The 20,506-nt window shown below is 57.7% G+C and carries 15 protein-coding genes and 2 pseudogenes; 15 read left to right on the forward strand and 2 right to left on the reverse strand.

The annotated features are described in order from the left end of the window. A partial coding sequence (locus NKH97_RS32180; RefSeq protein ID WP_352799769.1) for a transposase occupies positions 1-233 on the reverse strand: 233 nt, incomplete at its 3' end. A 65-nt stretch (positions 234-298) separates the two neighbouring features. Continuing rightward, a pseudogene (locus NKH97_RS32185) lies at positions 299-493 on the reverse strand (IS6 family transposase); the annotation flags it as partial. A 223-nt stretch (positions 494-716) separates the two neighbouring features. Here NKH97_RS32185 and NKH97_RS32190 point away from each other — a divergent pair. The 15 genes and pseudogenes from NKH97_RS32190 to NKH97_RS32260 all read left to right on the forward strand — a co-directional run bounded on the left by NKH97_RS32190 (position 717) and on the right by NKH97_RS32260 (position 19,370). Then, positions 717-890 carry a hypothetical protein gene (locus NKH97_RS32190; RefSeq protein ID WP_352799771.1) on the forward strand — a complete coding sequence of 58 codons (174 nt, stop codon included), beginning with the start codon at positions 717-719 and terminating at the stop codon, positions 888-890. A gap of 256 nt (positions 891-1,146) precedes the next feature. Beyond that, positions 1,147-2,142: a succinylglutamate desuccinylase/aspartoacylase family protein gene (locus NKH97_RS32195; RefSeq protein ID WP_352799773.1), complete on the forward strand. Its 996-nt coding sequence runs from the start codon at positions 1,147-1,149 to the stop codon at positions 2,140-2,142. A 220-nt stretch (positions 2,143-2,362) separates the two neighbouring features. Then, positions 2,363-3,457: a M14 family metallopeptidase gene (locus NKH97_RS32200; protein ID WP_352799774.1), complete on the forward strand. Its 1,095-nt coding sequence runs from the start codon at positions 2,363-2,365 to the stop codon at positions 3,455-3,457. A gap of 1,312 nt (positions 3,458-4,769) precedes the next feature. Next, positions 4,770-6,098 (forward strand): aspartate aminotransferase family protein, encoded by a 1,329-nt coding sequence (locus NKH97_RS32205; RefSeq protein WP_352799775.1) that lies wholly within the window; start codon positions 4,770-4,772, stop codon positions 6,096-6,098. Positions 6,099-6,112: 14 nt separating this feature from the next. Further along, the gene (locus NKH97_RS32210; protein ID WP_352799777.1) at positions 6,113-7,192 is read left to right on the forward strand and encodes a phosphotransferase; all 1,080 of its coding nucleotides are present in this window, start codon (positions 6,113-6,115) and stop codon (positions 7,190-7,192) included. A gap of 273 nt (positions 7,193-7,465) precedes the next feature. Then, positions 7,466-8,623, forward strand: a complete 1,158-nt coding sequence (locus NKH97_RS32215) for a M24 family metallopeptidase (protein WP_352799779.1) — start codon at positions 7,466-7,468, stop codon at positions 8,621-8,623. Between the two features lie 6 nt (positions 8,624-8,629). Further along, a pseudogene (locus NKH97_RS32220) lies at positions 8,630-8,878 on the forward strand (transposase); the annotation flags it as partial. A 507-nt stretch (positions 8,879-9,385) separates the two neighbouring features. Continuing rightward, positions 9,386-10,639, forward strand: coding sequence for a methylaspartate ammonia-lyase (locus tag NKH97_RS32225; protein ID WP_352799781.1), 1,254 nt, complete (start codon positions 9,386-9,388; stop codon positions 10,637-10,639). Positions 10,640-10,654: 15 nt separating this feature from the next. Continuing rightward, positions 10,655-11,806, forward strand: coding sequence for a CaiB/BaiF CoA transferase family protein (locus NKH97_RS32230; protein ID WP_352799783.1), 1,152 nt, complete (start codon positions 10,655-10,657; stop codon positions 11,804-11,806). 133 nt (positions 11,807-11,939) lie between these two features. Beyond that, the gene (locus tag NKH97_RS32235; protein WP_352799785.1) at positions 11,940-12,842 is read left to right on the forward strand and encodes an HpcH/HpaI aldolase/citrate lyase family protein; all 903 of its coding nucleotides are present in this window, start codon (positions 11,940-11,942) and stop codon (positions 12,840-12,842) included. A 126-nt stretch (positions 12,843-12,968) separates the two neighbouring features. Then, positions 12,969-13,895, forward strand: coding sequence for a LysR family transcriptional regulator (locus tag NKH97_RS32240; RefSeq protein ID WP_352799794.1), 927 nt, complete (start codon positions 12,969-12,971; stop codon positions 13,893-13,895). Positions 13,896-14,096: 201 nt separating this feature from the next. Beyond that, the gene (locus tag NKH97_RS32245; RefSeq protein ID WP_352799787.1) at positions 14,097-15,530 is read left to right on the forward strand and encodes an NAD-dependent succinate-semialdehyde dehydrogenase; all 1,434 of its coding nucleotides are present in this window, start codon (positions 14,097-14,099) and stop codon (positions 15,528-15,530) included. A 6-nt stretch (positions 15,531-15,536) separates the two neighbouring features. Next, positions 15,537-17,081, forward strand: a complete 1,545-nt coding sequence (locus tag NKH97_RS32250) for a fumarate hydratase (protein WP_352799788.1) — start codon at positions 15,537-15,539, stop codon at positions 17,079-17,081. Positions 17,082-17,300: 219 nt separating this feature from the next. After that, a complete protein-coding gene (locus tag NKH97_RS32255; protein ID WP_352799790.1) occupies positions 17,301-17,798 on the forward strand; it encodes an Lrp/AsnC family transcriptional regulator in 498 nt (165 codons plus the stop codon). A gap of 165 nt (positions 17,799-17,963) precedes the next feature. Next, complete coding sequence (locus tag NKH97_RS32260; RefSeq protein ID WP_352799792.1) at positions 17,964-19,370, forward strand: aminotransferase; 1,407 nt, start codon at positions 17,964-17,966, stop codon at positions 19,368-19,370. Positions 19,371-20,506 lie beyond the last annotated feature (1,136 nt).

The following is a 20,506-nucleotide window of genomic DNA, read 5'->3' on the forward strand; positions in this document are numbered from 1 at the left end:
TTCAGCTTCGCCACTTCCTTGCGTAGCCGGTCGATCTCCTGCTGCTCCGGCTTCATTTGCCCATGACCGGGAAACGCATGCTGCGGATCGGTCGACAGCTCGCGCACCCATTTGCGCAGCACATTCTCGTGGAGATCGAGGTCGCGGGCAGCCTGGGCCACCGCAACGCCCCGATCCTTGATCAATCTCACCGCCTCAAGCTTGAACTCGCGGCTGAACTTCCATCTTTGCATTCCAACTCTCCAGTTCCGTTAAACACCTTATCTCGGTGTCCACGAAACCGGCAGCAGGCCAGGAAGCGGCGAGCGTAATGTGGACCAAACTTGATGCCCCGCCGGCGGATTGTCTCATACGGAACTACGATCCCGCGCTCCAGCAGCATCTCCTCGACCAGACGCAGGCTCAAGGGAAACCTGAAGTAGAGCCAGACAGCATGGGCGGTGATCTGCGGCGGGAAACGATGGCGCTTGTAGCTGACGGTTGCGGTGTTCATGACATCGGGCTATGCCGCAAATTCCTGAACGCGAGTTGAGTTGACAACGCCCTTCGTCCCGCCCCGCTCAAAACGCTCCGCTCTCCGCATATTCACCGCCTGCAGGCCATGTCGGAATGGAAAGCCGAGCCATGATCAGCTGACATCAGCGGCCGCACGTCTCAACGTATGTATGTGCAGACAACGTGACATCGCCCGCCCGAGCGCTTCCTCGCCGATCGCCGTGAGCCGCGACGCTCGGCTGGTCATCGACTTTGCGTCGCTGTTCGTCGATCATCAGTCCGAGCTTCAGCGCGCGCTTCTCGTGGCGCGGTGCGCCTCCGCGATCAGCCTGCCCAGCTTGCTCGTCTCGCGCATATCTTTTGGCGGGGTGGCCGGCGGAGCCGACGCCGCCTGAGATCTGCCCGGCGATTCCGAAGGAGCGGCATCGAAGGGCGAGATAGTACAGCGCCAGGCGTGACGTGCCTGTCGCAGCGCCCTTGTGAACATCGAGCAGCGGGTAGTTCCATCAAGCCAGGAGGCGGCCATCTAAGAGCGCGATGGTACCGCTCGGAACATTATATTGGCGTATTGAAGACAGTCGGGCGCATACTCATAAAACGGAAAAACGCACACCGGCGCCTAGTCGCCTTGCTACTCGAATGGGATGAAAAATGAGCGAAGCACCACATCTTACGTTTGATCTCGACAGCCCTGGCGTAAGCACGGGGCACCTTGTTGTGCCCAAAGGCGCGGACTGCGACTCTCTTTCGCTCCCGGTCTTCAGCTGCAATAGAGGGAAGGGACCGAGCCTACTTATCACTGGCGGAAACCATGGCAATGAACTGCAAGGCCCGATTCTTGCTCGGCGACTTGTTGAATGGCTTCCCGAAGCGCAGAGGTGCGGCAGGATTATCATCGTACCGGAGATCAATCCACTTGCCGTGCAGGCCTGGACCCGCAACACGCCAATTGACGGAAAGAACCTCAACCGAGTGTTTCCGGGTCGATCGGATGGCTCGGTAAGTGAACGGATCGCAGATGCGATTTCGCGTCTATTGTTGCCTATGGTGGACACCGTGCTCGATCTGCACAGTTTTGGGCCGACCTGGGATTGTGCACCGTCGATCATCTCACACCCTATTGCCGATATCGATCAGATGACGAAGACGGTCAGCATTTCGAAGGCATTCAAGTTGCCGGTGACGTTGCTCTGGGAGCACGACGAAACGGATGGAATGTTCGATACTTGCGTGCATAGACAGGGCAAGACATTTATTTGCACTGAATTTGGCGGCGGCGTAGTTAGCGCCGAAGCTCTCACCATGTACGAAGCTGGGGTTCGCAACGGGCTCATTGCGCTAGGGTTGGTCGCGGGCAAGGCCGAGTATCCAACGTTCCGTCAGCAGAAGTCCGGCCAAACACTGGAAACAACTGCCTCCGACCAGTTGAAATCGCCTTCGCCGGGCATCTTCGAACCGCGCTGCTCGGTGATGGATGAAGTGAAGCAGGGAGATGTGGTAGGCGTCCTACATCCGATGGGTTCGCTGTCCGCTGCTTCCATCGATATTCGCGCGCAATCGAAATCTATCGTGTTCGCCATCCGATCAGCAATGTATGTACAAGGCAACGAAGAAGTGGCGATACTCGCACGACCCTTAGCTGACTGAGGGTCGGATGTTCGTCGTCAACCACCCCAGCAGATTAGGAGGAAAACGGTAACATGCCGGGCGGTGTCAGGCGCAGCAGACCGGGGTGTCGTTCCACCTGACCTGTCTTTGTCTCGAAGAGATTGGCACTACGATTCACCCGATCGTTAATCCTCACTGAAGATGGGTACGAGCCACTCATCGAAACCCTGCCCCGCAAGTTGATCTTGAAGGACTGACAATGCGCGACGTGATACTGCAGGACATCTCCGAAAGCTTTTCCGATACGTATTTTGAAGCGCGCCAGAAGTTCCTCGACCTCGCCAAGTCTGTGAAATCATATAAATCGCCAGCCGGGGGGCCGGGTGGCGAGGAATTGTTCACCGATGTCGCTTGGTTCGGCAATCCAGACGCGCGTCATGTGGGCGTATTGATTTCGGCCACACACGGCGTAGAGGGCTACTGCGGCTCGGCTGGGCAAGTGGACTGGATGCGAGGCGGCAATGTGAGCTCGCTGGGGCCGGACCAGGCGATGTTGCTGATACATGCACTCAACCCATATGGTTTTGCGTGGAACCGGCGCGTCACCGAAGAGGGTTGTGACCTTAATCGCAATTTCGTGGACTTCTCGAAGCCTCTTCCGATTAATCCCGGGTATGACGATCTTGCCGACCATCTAGTCCCAGCACTAATTGGTGGTCCAGTGTTTGAAGCCTCTGAGCGGGCTATTGACAAGTTTCGCAAGAAAAATGGCGAATTCGCCTTCCAAACCGCGCGGAAGGCCGGCCAGTATGGTTATCCTCACGGCGTATTTTTCGGAGGCTTCGGTCCCAGCCATTCGCGTTTGACGCTGGAGAGCATTTCGGACGATTTCTCTCTACAATCCCGGCATCAGGTGGTGATTGTCGACGCACATACCGGCCTGGGTCCGTTCGGATACGGCGAGCTTCAGACTGAGCAGCCCTCTGGGCTTGCTGGTTATGAACGTGCATTGGCAATTTTTGGGAGATCGGTAACCTCGCCTGATCTTGGGACCTCTTCGTCAGTGCCGATCCGGGGCTGCGTTGATGAGTTTTGGCAGCGGCTGCTAGGCGAGCGTCACGTTTACGTAGCGCTTGAATTCGGTACGTTTGATCCGGAGAACGGTCGAAAGGTCCTGAGAGAGGATCATTGGTTAGCGAAGAATCCCGACGCTGACCCGGAACTTGCACAAGCCATCCGACTCCGTCTTCGCGAACACTACGATCCGAGGTCGGAGGATTGGCGCGAAATGATTCTTTGGCGCGGCCGTCAGGTGCAAAGGCAGATGGTTGAGGGCCTAAGATCTTCAGGGTAGATGGCGGCTTGTCGACATAGCCAGACAAAAGCAGGGGGCATTGCGGATGGCAGTCAGGGATCCTGCCGCGCGATGCGGCCATGCGCCTTGTCGAGGTCGACGAAGCGGTCAAGTCTGGTCGCGGATGCACCCTTGAACTAGCCGCCCACTTCGATGCGCATCGTCGGCTGATTGCTCTTGACGGCCAGCGGTAGTCGGCGCCGGTATCGTTGATGGTGTTGGCGATGGTGGCATTGATAGCGATGGCAGTCTATCGAGATGCGCGCGCCCCAAGGCCGCCGTTTTCCGCCAGCTCGCTTGACAAGTTCAGGATGGCAATGTCTCGCTGCTCTTATACTTACGTTTTCCTAACCGAGCACCAGGCGTGCGCCGGTGGCGAAGGCTGAGATCAGATGCAAGTCGGGCTGCGCCGCGAACTCTTGCCGTAGATGGCCACGAAGTCAGGCGTGGCTGGCCAAGTCCCGCGTACCCGTGCGGTAAAGGCGGCTGCAACAGGCTAGGATTGTTACGATTCATGAGCAGGGTCAGCCAGCGGCGCCCGGCACTCAGTGATGGTAGAAGAGGTAGTGACGCCGAAAAGAAAAGCGCCCCTTGCCGCTCGCGCAATGGCGTCTTGGTCGTTGCAGTCGCAGATCGTCCCGCAGACCAGGTAACAGGACTCCCGGCAAGGAGTGGGCTACCCGCCAGGTTCGCGCGGATCTTCGATCCTCTAGAGTGATCGAGCAGCGCCTTCAGGCGCGGCTTCTCAAAACAGGCGCGGCTTCTCAAAACCTTGGACGGCAACAGTCATCAACACAGGCGCGACGAATCACGGGAGCACCCACGGAATCAACCATAATAGCTCGTTAACCCGAGTTCGCCGCCCTTTCAAACTAACCTCAAGTAGCCTTGCCCCAAGGAGTGGGGCATCGCGGGGACAGACAGTTGTCGGGTAGTATCCGCAGCGCGCTGGCGAAACGGGGTCAGCGCATTGCGGCCGACCCCCGCCGTGCTTGACGCATGCTCGCACTGCTCCAATTATCGCCTCGCTTGTTGTCATCTCGTCGCGAGAAGACAACAATCTGCAAACTGAATTGGACTGCAGCGGCCGATGGCTGTCTATTCCTGATCAAAGGCATGGATTTGATTGCAGCCTACAGGGCACCTCGAATGAACGAATGTTTTTTTGCAGCAGTTAGCGTAAAAATCGCAACATCTCACGTCGAGGCTGAACCTGCCAATCTTATGCGAAGCGTTGCTCTGATTCACCAGATAGCAGCAGACTCGACGAAAACTCCGGCGGTTTTCTTCGAACGTCCGCTGTCACGCTGAGATGAGCTCGCGCAACCCCAGGCAGATCGATGCGATTGGTGTCAGCGATCTGCCAGAACGACTCCAGGACATCATCCGACGCCGTGACGCGGTGCTCGGTCCCGGGTACCAATTTTCCGAGACGATTCCGGTGGAGTTTGTCTCGGGATTTGGTGCCCACTTGATAGACAGCGACGGCAATGACTATCTCGATGCGTTTAACAACGTTCAAGGCGTCGGCCACGCCCACAGGCATGTTGCGGATGCCGTTTCCCGCCAGATTGCCACAGTCAACACTGATACACGCTACCCCCAAGAAGCGCTGGTCGCCTATGCTGAGCGGCTACTTGCAACTTTCCCAGCTGAGCTGTCGAAGCTAAGCTTGCCCTGCACTGGATCTGAAGCGAATGACCTAGCAATTCGGGTCGCGAGGTTCCATACGGGCGGCGAGGGTATCATAGTTACGAATTGGGCGTTTCACGGTCGCACGCGCGAGGTCGCTAGTTTTTCTCCGATGCTAGGGGCAGGATCCCCGCTCGGACCAAACGTCCGACTCATTTCCGCTCCTGACCCCAGGCTCTGCGAACCAGGGGAGCCCCTCGAGAATTTTATGCGGGATCAAGTGCGTGCCGCGATTTTTGATCTCGAACGGCACGGATACCGGCTAGCAGCCTTGATTGCCGATTCCGCTTTCACCTCCGACGGCATTTTTACTCACCCTGTGGGCTTCATGCAGGCAATGGTCGATGAGGTCCATGCCGCTGGCGGCCTCCACATTGCTGACGAGGTTCAATCGGGGTTCGCTCAGCTCGGGGATTCGATGTGGGGATTCAGCCGGCACGGCGTGGTTCCCGATATCGTCACAATAGGCAAGGCGATTGGGAACGGTTTTCCCATCTCTGGCGTTGCCTTCCGCCCGGAGGTCTCTGATCAATTCGGACGAAAAGTTAGCTACTTCAACACACTGGGCGGCCGATCGCTTTCGATAGCTGCGGCGTCCGCAGTGCTCGATGTGTTCGAGCAGGAGAATGTGCGTGAACGCGTTGCAGTGAACGGAGCAGCCTTAGTGGCAGGGCTTGAACCGCTGACACGGGATTCTCCTTATGTTGCTGAGATCCGAGGCAGCGGTCTGTACCTTGGTGTCGAGATCGTCAAAGACAGAGAGACACTCGAGGCCGATCCCATTCGTTGCGAAAGCATCATCAAGGACCTTCGCGATCGTCGAGTTCTTATCAGCCGGACCGGTCCCGCGGGAAATGTGTTGAAAGTTCGTCCACCAGTCGCTTTCACCGCTGCCGATGTATCTCGATTCCTTGAGACCTTTGCCATCGTAGCGAAACAGCGACTCTAGCAGGCTCTAGCAACATGAACAAATTACCTGACGCAATGCTGCAACGGCTCCTGGAGGAAAGCAGCCTGCTCTCATCAAGCGAATCTATCGACCCCTTTTTTCTGAACAACATGCTTGAAAGGCACTATGGGCTCACCGGACAGGTTGAACGATTGGGCAGTGAAAAGGGCCATACGTTCAGGCTCAAATCCGATGCGCGCAAATACCTCGTGAAGGTGTCACCGTCTGACGAGCCTGAACCAGTTACGGCATTGCAGATTGCGGCGATGCGTTATCTTGATGACGCCGCTCACGCTCTGCCGGTCCAGCGGATCAAGCCAACCCTTGACCGAAGGGATAGCGTTCCAGTCGACTTGGGGGATGGCACCTGTCGAACACTCAGCGTCTTCTGCTTTGTCGAGGGCCTGTTATGGGAGCAAATGGATGCCAACGTCGAGCAGTTGACCAAGGTGGGAGACATACTCGGGCGATTGAACATTGCACTGCGGTTATTTGGTCATCCAGCTGCCGCGCGTAGCTTAGTTTACGACATTAGGCACTTTCCCCATTGGGAGGAACTTGTTGAGTACGCGCCAGATCCCGAGCACCGACTGCTGGCCGAACGAGTCTTCAAGCTCTTCGAAGAAGTCGTGCAGCCGAGGCTGTCCAGTCTTGAAATGCAAGTGATCCATGGTGACTACGCTCCCAACAATGTCGTGGTGGATCCGCATAGCGAGGTCTTCGTTACAGCCATCCTTGACTTTGGTGACACTGTCCATAGCGCGGTGATCTTCGACCCTGCCAATACGGTCGCGCACCTCATCGGCCGCTCTCAGGATAACCCTTGGGAGGATGCCTTTGCCTTTGTCGCCGGGTACGAGCATAGCCGGCCGATAAACCAGTCAGAACTCCCACTTTTGCCAGTTGCGGCTCTCGCGCGGCTCACCATGCTGGCGTTGATCAGGTACTGGAAGGCGGAGCGCGCACCTGACCAGAGCGAGGAGCTACTGGCTAGTGCCGAGTATTACTGGGCGAACCTAGAGCGGGCCATGGGCGCGCCACTGGATGACGTGGTCGCGCGATTCCGCTATCGCGCCGGTGATCCTGGCGCTTGAGCCCCACGATAGGAAGTAGGCGGCGCTTGAGGGAACGTTGCCCACCACCACGATACAATCGAGTACCTCGGCGATCGTATGCGATTCCAGATGTTTAGTCCCGGCATCCGTGAACGCCAGAGATCGGGAATTCTTCTTTGGACGCCAGATTGCATCTGAAGTGCATATTGGTTCGCCAACGCATGTCGGTGGTCGTCGAGTATGGAACGTAGCCCACGGGGTGTATCTCTTCCCTCTACTTGACCGACTACAACCAACGATAAGGAGTTATGTATGACTACGTCCGAATCGATTCCCTTCACCGGCGCACCGTTCCCAAAATCAGAGTACGAACGACGGCAGAAGAAGGTGCTTGAAGAGATAGTCCAATCCGAGCTGGACGCACTCGTAGTCACCGCCCACGGTCATCTCCAGTATCTCAGCGGGTACGATGGAACAGGTGCGTATTTCATGCCGTTTCCGTTGATTCTCGTGCCGGGAAGGGCTCCAACATATGTAGTCCGGGAATACGAGTTCACTGGCGTTCGCGCGGAGAGCTGCATCGATGAGTTGGTTGGTTATACAGAGCAGCCAGATTTTGCCAAAGTGGCTGCGGACGTTTTGCGCAAGTTGGGGTTGGCAGGCAAGAAGGTAGGTTTCGAGCTGGGCTGCTGGGGCCTCGCTCCGGCAGATGTATATGCGCTTCAAACCCTCATTCCCGAAATGAAAATTGCCGATGCCTCTCGTCTGGTCTCATCAGTTATGGCCGTGAAGAACGAGTTGGAGATTAATGCAATGCGTCATGCGATGGCCGCGACCGACGTGGCCGTGCGTGCATTTCAGCGGTCTCTGAGGGCGGGCATATCCGAAGCTGAAATGGCGGTGGCCATCCAGAGTGAGGTTACCAAGTCCGGCGGCGAGGACGTCAGGCTTGTCTCAGTCGGATTTGGCGAGAGGACGAAGCTACCGCACACGAAGCTAACACGCCATCCAATGGGCAACAACGAACCTGCGATGGTTGAAGTCGGCGGCATTAAGCAGGGGTATGCCGGGCCTCTGGTTCGCGGTGCAGTGCTTGGCAAGCATGCTGAGACCGAGACCTTGCATGCTTTGGCGGAGGAGGCACTTGAAGCCGCCATCGCTGCAATCAAGCCAGGTGTAACGGCGGGAGAGGTGGACGCGGCCGCCCGCAGGGTGATCGAGCGATCTGTCAGACCCAAAGCCCTTAATCATCGGGTTGGATACCAGACCGGGTCCCCATGGGGCGAACGCGGCAATATCAGCCTGGAGCCCAGCGCACTGGACGTCCTTCAGGCCAATATGACCGTCCATATGCCCGTCATTCTCATTGGGGAAGGTCGTTACTTGTTTGGCTGTAGCGAGACTGTCTTGGTGACGGAGCGCGGAGCGGAAATACTCAGCGGTACACCACACACACTCTATCGCGCGTGATGCGTTGCAGCGGGGATGAGCGGCATCTCCAAGAGCCAGGTCTCGCGGCTGTGCGAGGAAATCGACGACAAGGCGAAAGCCTTCGTCGAGCGCCTGATCGAGGGCGATTGGCCGTAACTGTGGATCGACGCCACCTGCCTGAAGGTCCGCCGCGCGCTGGGCGAATCGTCTCCCGCCATCATTGCCGTCGGCGTCAACGGGGACCGCCGGCGAAAGGTCCAGGCCATGAAGATTGGCGCCTTGAGGGCCGAGCCGATCTGTTGCAGCAGCAAGTTCCATTCCTTCGATGCGCCAACGCAACTTGACGACCCTGATGCTTCCCTTTGCGGCCACCGGACCGAACTCACCGTGTAATTCCCGAACTGCGTCGGTCAATGCCGTTCGTTGACGCACCAGCAAGGATCGGGACCAAATGCATACCAAGAATAGGCTGCTGCTCGCGCTCTTGACCGGCACGAACCAAATGTTCGGTCTTGTGACCCTTCGCAGATCGCGTCGGCGTCGGCCGCATCTGTCTTGTTCTGTTTGACCTACGGTTAGACGTATGAGGACCGGATCAGCGAGCGAAGCAGACATATTGTAGTGCAACACAAGAGAGGCGACGGCGGTCCTAAAAATAGGCACTGGCCATCTCAAAACGCGATGACATAGCCCGGAACATTATATTGGCGGACCCAATGCCAACTGGCACATACTTCGTAGGTAACGGAACCAACCGCATCCGCCCGTCAACACCGTCCGGCAGAAATCGAGCGAACTGAAGTGCAGATCAAAGATGTACTCCTCGCGCCAGGAAACGGCGCGTTTTTCTACGACGATCAGGCAGCTATAAGAGCGGGTGCCTCGCAGGACGGTTTTGTCTATGTGGGCCAACCCGTGACGCCAGCCTTCCAATCCATTCGCGTTCCGGCAAATTCGCTAAGTATCGGGCTTGTCCTTGTCGACGACACCGTCGTTTGGGGCGATATGATGAGCGTTCAGTATTCTGGTGCCGGTGGACGCGATGCGTTATTTGAAACTTCTCAAATCTCGGATTTGACGTCGCGGGTCGTGGTGCCTCGGCTTATCGATGTCGATGTGTCTCGCTTCCTTGATGCCTGCGCGACGGTTTTCGAGCCCGTCGGACACAAGCGGTTACCTCTCGCGATTGAGTATGGCGTCAGCCAGGCGCTCCTTCGCGCAGCAGCCCACCTTCAACGTACGACAATGGCAGAGATCGTATGCAGTGAATTTGACCTACCGCTGCCAACGCGCGGGGTCCCGATCTACTGCCAGAGCGGTGATGCTCGGGAACTTAATGTCGACAAGATGATTTTGAAAGCCGTGGATGTGCTTCCCCACGGTCTAATCAATTCACGGCAGAAATTCGGTGTCGACGGCCAGACCTTCATGGACTTCGTGAAGTGGGTTGTGACGCGTACGCGCCAAATCGGCCGCCCGGGGTATCATCCGGTGCTGCATTTCGATGTGTATGGCTGGATCGGCCAGGAAATCGGCCTGGAGCCGCAAAGCATCGCGGACTTTATCTGCAAAGTTGCAGATACCGTCCCGGATTTCACGCTCAACATCGAGTCCCCGGCGGATTTTGGTTCGACGCAAGCACAAATTGAGAACTACGCCAAGATCGTATCGATTTTAGACAACCGGGGTTCCAGCGCTCGCATTGTCGTGGATGAGAGATGCAATACGCTTGAGGATATTCGGCTCTTTGCCGAAGCCAAGGCCACGCATCTCATTCAAATCAAGACGCCCGATGTCGGCTCAATTGCCGACACGGCGCGTGCGGTTCTCCTTTGTAAGGAAAACAAGGTCGGAGCTTATGTCGGGGGAAGCTGTACCGAGACAGACCTCTCCGCCCAAGCTTCTGTCCACGTATCGGTGGCAACCCAGGCCGACATGATGCTTGCAAAGCCCGGAATGGGCGTCGACGAGGCATTTTCCATCGTCGGGAACGAACAGAACCGATTGCTGGCGATGCTGAACCATCGTCGGGCTCATACCGAAAATGTTGGATGAAAAGCACGGTGTCGCATGCAGAACTCTCTTGAGGGGATCACCGTCGTGGCAGTGGAGCAGGCCGTTGCCGCGCCTTACGCTTCGTCTCGCCTTGCGGACGCCGGCGCCCGGGTGATCAAGGTCGAGAGGCCCGAAGGCGATTTTGCCCGAAGCTACGACAAGTTGGTTCGGGGACAGAGTGCTTACTTCGTCTGGCTCAACCGGGGTAAGGAGTCGGTCTGTCTGGACCTGAGGTTGGAGCCGGATCGCGCCGTCCTCGACACCCTCATTGCCAGTGCTGACGTCTTTATCCAGAATCTGAAGCCGGGCAGCATCGAGAAACTGGGTTTCGCGTCTGCTGATCTCCGTCGACGCTTTCTGCGGCTGATCACCTGCGACATCTCTGGTTTCGGGGAGAAAGGGCCGTATTCCCATTTGAAGGCTTATGATCTCATCGTCCAGGCTGAAACAGGTTTATGTGCGATCACCGGCACCCAACAAGGGCCCGCGCGTATAGGGGTCTCGGTTTGCGACATCTCGGCAGGCATGACGGCGCATAGTGCCATTCTTCAGGCGCTGTATCACCGCGAGGTCACCGGCGAAGGGACCAGCATCCAGGTGTCACTGTTCGATGCCGTCGCAGACTGGATGAATGTTCCGGTTCTACAACATGACTACAGCGGCTATCACACAGTACGCGCGGGCGTGAAACACCCGTCGCTGGCTCCGTATGGCGCATATTGTTGCGCCGACGGCAAAGAGGTCATCTTTTCGGTTCAGAATGACCGTGAATGGGTGAATTTCTGCGAGAAGTTCCTGAAACAGCCGGCGCTCACACGCGCATCTGGTTTTGCTGACAATATGGAGCGTCTCGGTCACCGTGCGCAACTTGACCAGATCATTGAACGGCGATTTTCAGAACTGTCCTGCCAGGAAGCAATGCAGGAGCTTGAGGCCGCCGGCTTGGCATATGGCCGACTGAACGAAGTGGCGGATGTTTCAAATCATCCCCACGTTCGCAGGGTTGAGGTAGCCACACCTGAAGGAAATGTAGAGACGATAGCGCCGGCGGCGATCTTCAACTCTGAGCGCCCCTCGCTGCGCCCGGTGCCGGCTCTTGGCGCTCATACCGAGGCTGTCCGCGAGGAGGTTCTAGCAGGCTTGCGCACAAAAGCCGCGTCAGCGTGAGCGCGCGTCTCGGTAAGGTGAGTGCGCTCGCGACTTACAGAGAGCATGCATACTTCGGGCCATCTCAGCGCATCGGCCGCCCAGCAAGCTCACTGCCACCGCCCTCGCTAAAATCGACCGCAAAGGCGTCTCCATGATCAAGGACACCGTTCCGGCTGTTGAATGCGCGATGTCTGTACCCCGGTGGAGATCCCTGCTCTTCGTTCCCGCTCACGTTCCGCGCTTTGTGGAGGCGGCTCATGAGCGCGGAGCAGATGGCGTTATACTGGATCTCGAAGACTCCGTTCCCCAGGATCAAAAGGGCGAGGCACGGCGGCAGCTTCCTGCGTCCGTGGCAAAGGTGGGCCGGAAGGGCGCATCTGTTTTGGTCCGAGTGAATCGTGGTTTGCGCGCCTTGGCGGCCGATATCGACGCAGCCGTGATGGCGGGTGTTGACGCACTTGTTCTGCCCAAGACCGATTCGGCAGAGTGGGTATTAGAGATCGCGAATGCGGTATCGGACCTTGAACGAGAAAGAAATCTTGCTCAGGGACGCATCCGGTTCCTTGCCCAGATCGAGACACCCGGCGCCTTGCATAGACTCGCGGCCATCGCATCGGCGCATCCAAGAATGGTCGCAATGGCGCTTGGTCCTGAAGACTTTAGCGCCGCTGTTGGCGGTGCCCCCGAATTCGACCTTCTGTTGACGCCGAACCTTTCTGTTCTGTTTGCCGCCCGTGCGGCTGGGTTGCTCCCGCTGGGCTTCATAGGAAGCATCGGCGAGTTCTCGGACACTGATAAACTTCGAGAAGCCGCGGCGCATGCGCGGCGTCTTGGCTTCGCCGGAGCTTTGGCGATCCATCCGACTCAGGTGGCTATATTCAATGAAGCTTTCTCGCCAAGCGCACCGGAACTCGAGTGGGCCCATAGTGTCGTCGCGGCGGAAAATGATGCCGCCACGCGGGGACTGTCTGCATTCTCTTTGAATGGTAAGATGGTTGATCCGCCAGTGGTGCGGCGCGCCCACGAGATCCTGGCTCTCGCCAGCAATAACTGAGCGTTTAATCAGCGGCCGGACAGCTGTTTTCGAACTGGTGCAACAGTTTTTGCGACTTGCCGGCCATCTCGTTTCGAGATAGACATGAAAGCACTGGGGATCATGCCCCGGTTGGATTTGTTCATCGTGGACATCAGGCAGTTAAGATACTTTGTCGGCGTCGTCGAAGCCGGCAGTTTCACGAAGGCAGCTGCGACCCTCAACGTTGCTCAAAGCGCTCTAAGCCTGCATGTGCGTCAACTGGAGGAAGGATTCGGTACCCAGCTTCTGGTTCGCGATAGGACCGGTGTCAGCCTCACGGCATCCGGGGACAAGCTGCTTGAGCGGGCGCGGATCATTCTGAAGGAAATTCAGCTCACTGAGGCCGAGCTGACCAATTCGGTGGCTGCTCCTTCCGGAGAGGTGACCATTGGCATCCCGTCCGGAGCCGCTCGCGTCCTTAGCGGTCCCCTGCTTGAATCGGTAAGAAGAGAATTGCCGCGGATTTCGCTTAAGATGATCGAGGGCATGACGGGACCGCTGGAGGAGTGGATGGCTGCTGGCCGCTTCAATCTGGCTGTCCTTTACCGCACTGCCGAGAGTGTGGGGCAAATGACGGTGCTGGCCCGCGAAGAATTTTGTTTGGTGGTGCCGCCGGGTGAACCGCCTTTCGAAGAGTCGATACCGCTCGCCGACTTGCATGTGTTCCCGCTGGCGGTTCCAATGCGCAACAACAATGTCAGGCGGTCGGTGGCTGATGTCGTTGCGCAACACGGTTGTGTGCTGGACGTCAGCTTCGAAGTCGACTCCCTTTCTACTATCATCAATATGGTCATGGAAGGAAAGGCCTATTCTATTCTTACCCCGTCAGCCATTCAGAAAGAAGCGTCTCAAGGCCAGGTCCGGACGGTTAAAATCATTGATCCAGTGATCACCCGTTCCGTTGTGCTTGCCGTCAACCCGAAAGATGAGCGCTCTCCAGCCGTTTCTGCGGTCCGCAAGCTGATCCCCAAGGTCGTCAGGACATTGATTGAGAGCAGGCACTGGTCGGCCACGGCTCCGGACCGGGCTTAGGCACATCCTTCAACCAAGTTCCAGGTGCTACCGCTCCTGCGGCTGCTTGAGCGACTTCAATCTGGATTCCAGATGGTTTTGGGCGATATTCAATATTTGACCGGACCCGACGATAGCGATGAAACTGCAGAGAAGCGAGCCCATGGTCCGGAAACCGGCTAGGCCTCGCACTGGCAAGAATTCAGTCAAGCGGAGCATGCGATGCCCAACGCCACGAGCTATCAGCTTTTCATCAATGGCAGGTGGCGAGCCGGTAGTGACGGAATTACTCTGCCAGTGATCAATCCGGCGACGGAGAAGGTATTTGGCTCGGTGGCCGCGGCTTCGGTGTCGGATCTGGATGAGGCTCTCGCTTCTGCAGAGCGAAGCCTCCGGGCTTGGTCCTCACGGCCTGCAAAAGAGCGCGGCGAGATCCTTGTGGCGGCCGCCAGGATCCTTGCCACGAAGGTGGGAGACGCAGCGAAGGATTTGTCGACCGAACAGGGAAAGACGATTGCCGAAGCGACAGGTGAGTACGCGCGCGCTGTCGAAACACTGGAGTGGAACGGCACCCACGCCGAAGCGCTGTCGGCCCCTGTTCCGATGGGCCCGAACCGGATGATCGTCCCCGAGCCCCTTGGCGTCGTTGCTGCCTTTACGCCTTGGAACTATCCCGCCGTGCTCATCGCCCGCAAGCTCGCCCCTGCTTTGGCGGCAGGCTGCCCGGTGATCCTCAAAGGGGCTGAAGAGACACCAAGCGCGGCTGTGCATTTCGTCGACGCCTTGCGCCAAGCGGGTATTCCGGACGGCGTGGTCAATCTCGTCTTTGGCGTTCCGGTGCAAATATCCCGGCATCTCCTCAGCTCGCCGATCGTCAAGGTCCTAACTTTCACGGGCTCTACCGAGGTTGGAAAACAGCTCGCCAAGCTCGCAGCAAACAACTTGCAGCGATGCATCCTTGAACTCGGTGGGCACTCCCCGGTCGTTGTATGCGAGGATGCCGACCTGGCAAAAGCTATACCGGCAATCACGGAATACAAGTTCGAGTGCGCGGGCCAGAGCTGCAATGCGCCCAGCAGGATCCTCGTCGCGCGGCCTCTCTATGAGGAATTCCTGTCCCGGATGACGGAAGCCGCTCGCAAGATCAAGATCGGCCCACCGGACGATCCGGCGACGGAGATGGGGCCAATGGCGAACGTACGGCGAATCGAGGCCATGCAGCGTCTGATCGAGGATGCGGTCGATCGCGGCGCCCGCGTCGAAACCGGCGGCACCCGCCTTGACCAGCCAGGCTTTTACTGGCCGCCAACCATTCTGACAGGGGTGCCAAGGGATGCGAGAGTGCTTCATGACGAGCCGTTCGGGCCGATCCTCACCGTAACGGCGTTCGACACGATCGAGGAGGCGATCGAAGAAGCCAACGCCACTGAGTATGGCTTGGCTGCCTACTTCTTCACCGGCGCCACCGATGCGAAACGGGCGCTGATCGGCGGCCTTTCGGCAGGCGCGCTCAGTGTAAATTACCTGAAAGGGGTTTCCGCAGATGCACCATATGGGGGCGTCAAACAGAGCGGCTATGGATATGAGGGGGGCGAGCAGGGATTGCGGAGCTTCCAAAGCCTGAAACTGGTGAACGGGCTTGGGTCATTCGGATAAGATTCGGTGAATAAAAAAACACGGACCATTGCCGGCGAGGATATTACAAAGAGCGTCGCCGACGCCCTTCAGTACATCTCGTACTGCCATCCCCCCGACTACATCCGATACCTATCGCAGGCATACGCGCGCGAGCAGAGCCCGGCGGCGAAGAACGCCATCGGGCAGATTTTGCTGAACTCCCGCATGGCGGCGTTCGGACGGCGCCCGATCTGCCAGGACACCGGCCTTGTGGTGGTTTTCGCCAAGGTCGGCATGGGCGTCCGCATCAAATCAACGGCCAGTTTCGCCGACCTCGTGAATGAGGGCGTCCGCCAAGCCTATCTCGACCCCTACAATCCTCTTCGACCATCGATCGTCTCGGATCCGCTTGCCGGGCGGGTGAACACGCGTGACAACACACCAGCGGTCATCCACGTCGACCTTGTGCAAGGCAACCAGCTTGAGATCACCATCGCCGCAAAAGGCGGCGGATCGGAAAACAAGGCGCGTTTCACCACCCTTAACCCCAGCGCGTCCGTCGCCGACTGGGTGGTCGACACCGTTTCGACCCTTGGCAGCGGATGGTGCCCACCCGGCCTGATCTCGGTCGGCATCGGTGGTAGCGCTGAAAAGGCGATGCTGCTTGCCAAGGAGGCCATGAACGAGCCAATCGACATGTCGGAACTAATCGCTAGGGGGCCGTCAAGCCCGGAGGAGGCACTGCGGATTGAGCTTTATGAGCGGATTAACGCGCTGGGCATCGGCGCCCAAGGCCTTGGTGGTCTGACGACAGTCGTTGACGTCAAGGTTGCGAGTTATCCTACCCATGTGGCGTCCAAGCCTGTGGCACTTATCCCGCAATGCGCCGCGAACCGGCACCTGAAGTTTACCTTGGACGGCTCGGGACCCGTCACGCTTGAACCGCCCGACATTTCCGAATGGCCCCAGATTGGTCATGACGATTTGCACACAACCGGCGTCCGTCGGGTCAATCTCGATGGAATCACGAAGGAAGAGACGGCAATATGGCGCTGCGGGGAAACCCTTCTATTATCCGGAAAGATGCTGACGGGCCGTGACGCCGCCCACAAGCGAATGGTCGACCTAATCGATGCCGGCAAACCACTTCCAGTCGATCTGCGGGGACGCGTGATCTACTACGTTGGACCAGTCCGCGCAGTGAGGGATGAGGTTGTCGGGCCAGCTGGCCCGACAACCTCCAGCCGCATGGACGGTTTTACTGAAAAGATGCTGGCCGAGGCCGGGCTATATGCGATGGTCGGCAAAGCGGAGAGGGCCCCGGCGGCCATCGAGTCGTTTGTGAGACACAGAACGCCCTATCTCATCGCAGTGGGTGGCGCTGCGTACCTGATTTCAAAGTCGATCAAGGCGGCACGGATCGTTGCTTTTGAAGACTTGGGCATGGAAGCGATCTATGAATTCGAGGTGCAGGACATGCCGGTGATCATGGCTGTTGATGTTGAGGGAAACTCGATCCACAATTCCGGTCCGATTGAGTGGCGCAAGCGGATGGCTGCCGACAGCATCGCGCGCAACATCGGCGTTTGAATATTCCCGTCAGGCGATCCCTCCTGCCTACATCCATCCACTTCGAAGAGCAACGAGAAGGCTGGGCGCTTCGTTTGGTCAACTGTACGAATGAGCCATGCCCACGCCTGCAAGGCCTGCGAGGAACGCAATGCTGGGTTGGCACGGCGCGCCATTGAGGCAATTGGCGCAGACCCAAAAACAGCCTAAACGTAAAGCCATAATTCAGCCGGCAAGGCCATGAAGTCGAAACTCAACACAGTACGCCTGGACGCTTGGGACCTCCGGATTCTGTCCGAGCTGCAAGCAGACGGTCGGATATCGAAAAGCGAGCTTGCGAAACGCGTTCATCTCTCGGCGTCGGCTTGCTCGGAGCGGCTCCGCATACTCGAAACTGGAGGGGCTATTGAAGGGTATTATGCACGGCTCAGTCCATCCCTCACCGGGGGCGTGATCTTCGTCATGGTGGAGGTCGTTCTGGATCGTCACCGTCTCGAGGACCAACGACATTTTGAGACCGCGATTCATGCCATCCCCGAGGTTTTGGACTGCTGGGCTATCGGCGGGCAGATCGATTACCTGATGCGCGTAGCAGCACCTTCTATGGCTGCGTATCAGGAATTCATGGAAGGCCTGCTGCAGGTAGGCCTCGGGATCGATCAATACTATAGCCTTATCGTGACCAAATCCGTGAAATCCAATTCGCCGATCCCCTTGTCGGCTTCAAGACAACGGTAAGTTCCCGCAGCCGGTGTTTTCCACGGAGATTGACGCAAGTTCCGTGCATTCGTCGGTGGAGGATGCGCATTCCCGTGGAAGCCGAGGTGTGTCCGTCGGTATAATCACACCTTGACGAGCGGCTGACCGAGTGTTTTCCGCAGAGCGATGAAGAGGAGAGGGGCGATGAGCCTAACAAATCTGGGAACAGCGCAAGTTCAAGAGAAGGATCGGAGCTTTGTCTTTCATCCGTCGACGCACTTGGCAAAGCACAGTCGCGGCGAGACGCCAAACCGAATAATGGCCGGTGCAGACGGTGTCTACATTTGGGATACGGAGGGCCGCAAAAGTCTCGACGGTTTCGGCGGGCTCTACTGCGTCAACATGGGATATGGATGCAAGGAGATCGCCGACGCCATTGCCAAGCAGGCGCATGAATTGCCGTTCGCCCATGTCTATGCCAGCCAAGGCACGGAGCCCGTTGCCCGCTTGGCGGAGGCCGTGGTCGAATACTTCGGGCAGAACATGCAAAGGGTCTATTTTGGCTTGTCCGGGTCCGATGCCAATGAAACCAACATCAAACTCGTCTGGTACTACAACAACATTCTGGGTCGCCCCGAAAAGAAGAAGATCATCTCGCGGCATCGCGGTTATCATGGTTCCGGGCTGGTCACCGGTAGCCTGACGGGCCTACCGTTTTTTCACAAGTTTTTCGACCTGCCTTTGAACCTGGTGCGCCATACAACGACGCCGCATTACTATCGCCAGGCGCATGAGGGCGAAACTGAGGAAGCATTCTCCAAGCGCTGTGCAGATGAACTTGAAGCCCTTATCCTCGCCGAAGGTCCGGAGACGGTTGCAGCCTTTATCGGGGAGCCTGTACTTGGGACCGGCGGCATTGTTCCTCCCCCAAAGGGATACTGGACCGCCATTCAAGCGGTGCTCGACAAGTACGATATCCTTCTAATCGCCGATGAAGTGGTCTGCGGCTTCGCGCGAACCGGTGAGAAATTCGGTTCCCACCTCTGTGGCATGCGTCCGGATTTCGTTACCATCGCCAAGGGCGTCAGTTCCGCCTACCTCCCCATCTCCGGGTCAATTATCGGCGACCGCGTCTGGAAGGTCCTGGAAGAAGGAACGGAGAAGCACGGAGCTCTAGGCCATGGCTGGACATATTCCGGTCATACGCTTTGCGCGGCGGCCGCACTCGCCAACATCAAAGTCCTGAAGGAAAGAAACATCCTGGAACATGTCCAGGATGTCGGGCCCTATTGGCTTTCCCGCATGAAAGCCGAACTGGAGGGACATCCTATGGTCGGCGAAGTTCGCGGCGTCGGGATCCTGTCCGCCGTAGAGATGATGCGGGATCCCAAAGCGCGCGTACCTTTTGAGCCCGAGCTGCAGGTCGGAGCGCGTGCCGCCGCTGCTCTGCTTGAGAATGGGGTCATCGGTCGGGCCATGCCGCATGCCGATATCCTCGGCTTTGCCCCGCCACTGATCATCACCAGGAACCAAGTGGACATCATCGTCGACGCCACGGCGAGATCAGTTGACACGACGTTCCGCGCTTTGAAGGCAGAAGGCGCAGTATAATTCTTGCGGGCGCCAACCAGCATTTTTGCCGCTGCTGCCGGTCCTCACATTTTGCTGCGGGCGGCGAGCCCTGCCGGTGCACCTCCCCGCCGGCAGGGCGCATTTCTGAGGCGTTGCAGGTTCACTGCATCTCGCCAGTAAAATGGATATTGAGAAGAACAGTATGATCAATATTGAAACATGATGTCGAGCACCTGCCACCTGCAAGCAACAGCGCGTCGTCTTGAGCACCAGTACCAGCGCGTCGATTCCGTTATCGTGCGTGCCCGCTTCGGCGGATGCCCATTCGGTGGGGCTCTGCACTACCGGGTATGAGTCATCAGAAGCTGAGCTGAGGGTCTTTGACGAAGCGGCCCAGTTCGGCATTTCCTGGTGTGACGATCCCAATTATCGTTCTCCAGAGCAATTTTGCGGTTTGACCCTTTGGCGCTGACAGGCGCGAACAGCATTCCTCGTCGCGGATCGTTATGACGACTATCTCCCATACGTTGCGACCTGTTCCACATTTTGTCCGGCGAAAACTGTCCGCTGAACGGATCGTCGACGGTATGCCTTTGGCGGCGCGCGAATACGAGTGCCTGCAATGGGCAGCACGGCCTGGGAGATCTGCTGCATCCTTGGGATCACGCGGTACACGGCCGCGTTTCCTCTCGATAACGCCCGCGGGAAGCTCGGCGTAACGGATCAGAAGCCAGTTGGTTGCGCGTCTCGCCAGTTCGAAATCCTCGCATCGCTAACGTTTCTGACCTATGCAACTGGACAGGCTGCGCCATCACGAAGCTTCCCCTTCCGGGGAATTTTCCCCTCCGAGGAGGCTTTGATGATCCAGATGATTACACCAGACTGCTACGAGGACTTCGCCGAGACCTGCATGCAATGCACGACCTGCGCTATTGTGTCTTGAGGGAGAGGCTTGACGCAAGGTGCGAGGTAATGGCGGCTACCTTCCTGACGCGTTAAGACCTCACGAGCTGTTGCTGCGCGGTATCGAGGACCGGGTAGAAGGTTGCGTGCCGGCCTCTTGCCCACGACTGACCGGCGTAAGGGCGCACTAGATGTTTAGTCCCAAGGTTTGATGGGTTGGATGGAGCCTGAATCGTTCGGGCTCTTTTGTCCAGATTTTGCAGATGTATTCA

This window comes from Mesorhizobium sp. M0870, from assembly GCF_040319775.1.
Classification (GTDB): domain Bacteria; phylum Pseudomonadota; class Alphaproteobacteria; order Rhizobiales; family Rhizobiaceae; genus Mesorhizobium.

Coding starts and splice junctions, on each gene's coding strand:
- NKH97_RS32260 (WP_352799792.1), top strand. CDS start 17,964: ATGAGCCTAACAAATCTGGGAACAGCGCAAGTTCAAGAGAAGGATCGG.
- NKH97_RS32230 (WP_352799783.1), top strand. CDS start 10,655: ATGCAGAACTCTCTTGAGGGGATCACCGTCGTGGCAGTGGAGCAGGCC.
- NKH97_RS32200 (WP_352799774.1), top strand. CDS start 2,363: ATGCGCGACGTGATACTGCAGGACATCTCCGAAAGCTTTTCCGATACG.
- NKH97_RS32255 (WP_352799790.1), top strand. CDS start 17,301: ATGAAGTCGAAACTCAACACAGTACGCCTGGACGCTTGGGACCTCCGG.
- NKH97_RS32245 (WP_352799787.1), top strand. CDS start 14,097: ATGCCCAACGCCACGAGCTATCAGCTTTTCATCAATGGCAGGTGGCGA.
- NKH97_RS32210 (WP_352799777.1), top strand. CDS start 6,113: ATGAACAAATTACCTGACGCAATGCTGCAACGGCTCCTGGAGGAAAGC.
- NKH97_RS32195 (WP_352799773.1), top strand. CDS start 1,147: ATGAGCGAAGCACCACATCTTACGTTTGATCTCGACAGCCCTGGCGTA.
- NKH97_RS32215 (WP_352799779.1), top strand. CDS start 7,466: ATGACTACGTCCGAATCGATTCCCTTCACCGGCGCACCGTTCCCAAAA.
- NKH97_RS32205 (WP_352799775.1), top strand. CDS start 4,770: ATGAGCTCGCGCAACCCCAGGCAGATCGATGCGATTGGTGTCAGCGAT.
- NKH97_RS32235 (WP_352799785.1), top strand. CDS start 11,940: ATGATCAAGGACACCGTTCCGGCTGTTGAATGCGCGATGTCTGTACCC.